The following is a 1524-nucleotide window of genomic DNA, read 5'->3' as shown; positions in this document are numbered from 1 at the left end:
TGAATGGGTTCATGTGCAGCTCCATCAGCAAAAGGGGATGATAAGTTTATCACCACCGACTATTTGCAACAGTGCCAATAATGTTACAATGTGGGAGTATCAGTTTAAATTCTTCGTGAAATAGTGTTCTTTTAAGCTAATAAAAAATGCACGTGGAATTTAGGTCAAAGAAAAGTAAAGAAAAATTTATTTATGGAGGTAAAAAAGGATGAGTCAAGTTGTTGATTTTTTAAATGAAGCAAAAACTTTTTATTTTGCAACCGTTGAAGGAGACCAGCCAAGGGTCAGACCGTTTAATGCAGCCATGGAGAGGAATGGCAAGGTCTATCTTGGTACAACCAATCAGAAAAAAGTTTATCAGCAGTTATTGGCAAATTCAAAGGTGGAAGTCTCAGGTATGGCAAAAGGAAAATGGATTCGGCTCACCGGCGAAGCCGTAATTGATGATACCGTGGAAGCAAGGGAAGCAATGCTTGAAGCAAATCCGCCTTTGAGAGATTGGTATAGCGCTGATGATGGGAAATTCACCGTATTTTATTTGAAAAACATGCAGGCAGTTTTATATTCCTTTACAGGAGATCCGGAGATATTAGATAATTAATCAAAACATGCAGCCCAAGTGTAGAATGAACTGACCCCCATAAGTTAGACCAAAAATCTAACTTATGGGAGGTCATTTTTTATGGCAAAATACAGTTATGAATTTAAGTTACAAGTTGTTCAAGCATATTTAGATTTTTATTTTGTCCGTTTTGTCTAGCTTACCGAAAGCCAGACTCAGCAAGAATAAAATTTTTATTGTCTTTCGGTTTTCTAGTGTAACGGACAAAACCACTCAAAATAAAAAAGATACAAGAGAGGTCTCTCGTATCTTTTATTCAGCAATCGCGCCCGATTGCTGAACAGATTAATAATAGATTTTAGCTTTTTATTTGTTGAAAAAAGCTAATCAAATTGTTGTCGGGATCAATTACTGCAAAGTCTCGTTCATCCCACCACTGATCTTTTAATGATGTATTGGGGTGCAAAATGCCCAAAGGCTTAATATGTTGATATAATTCATCAATTCCCTCTACTTCAATGCGGCAACTAGCAGTACCAGCAATAAACGACTCCGCACCTGTACAAACCGGTGAATCATTACTACGAGAGCGCCAGCCTTCATCACTTGCCTCCCATAGATGAATCCGAACCTCATTACACATTAGAACTGCGAATCCATCTTCATGGTGAACCAAAGTGAAACCTAGTTTATCGCAATAAAAACCTATACTCTTTTTAATATCCCCGACTGGCAATGCCGGGATAGACTATTATTCTCCCCGGAGCCACTACGCTGACCCGGTTGATTTCAGAGGTAAGGGAAAAGGCGACGTTGCGCCTGTGGAACAAACTGGCACTGATACCGTCAGCCGAACAGCGTTCACAGCTGGAGATGCTGCTGGGGCGGCACTGTTGCAAAGTTAGCGATGAGGCAGCCTTTTGTCTTATTCAAAGGCCTTACATTTCAAAAACTCTGCTTAC

2 protein-coding genes are annotated in these 1524 nt (G+C 39.8%); one reads left to right on the top strand and one right to left on the bottom strand.

What is annotated here, in order from left to right; all coding sequences use genetic code 11:
- The first annotated feature begins 208 nt into the window (after positions 1-208).
- Positions 209-601, top strand: a complete 393-nt coding sequence (locus tag ABN256_RS19040) for a pyridoxamine 5'-phosphate oxidase family protein (protein ID WP_000084745.1) — start codon at positions 209-211, stop codon at positions 599-601.
- Positions 602-920: 319 nt separating this feature from the next.
- Here the strand turns inward: ABN256_RS19040 and bleO are convergent, their stop codons facing one another.
- The gene (gene bleO / locus ABN256_RS19035) at positions 921-1307 is read right to left on the bottom strand and encodes a bleomycin binding protein (protein WP_063102497.1); all 387 of its coding nucleotides are present in this window, start codon (positions 1305-1307) and stop codon (positions 921-923) included.
- Positions 1308-1524: the final 217 nt, after the last annotated feature.

Source organism: Proteus sp. fly-1008 (assembly GCF_040140305.1).
Taxonomy (GTDB): Bacteria; Pseudomonadota; Gammaproteobacteria; order Enterobacterales; family Enterobacteriaceae; genus Proteus; species Proteus vulgaris_B.
This window is presented reverse-complemented; position numbering and strand designations above follow the sequence as displayed.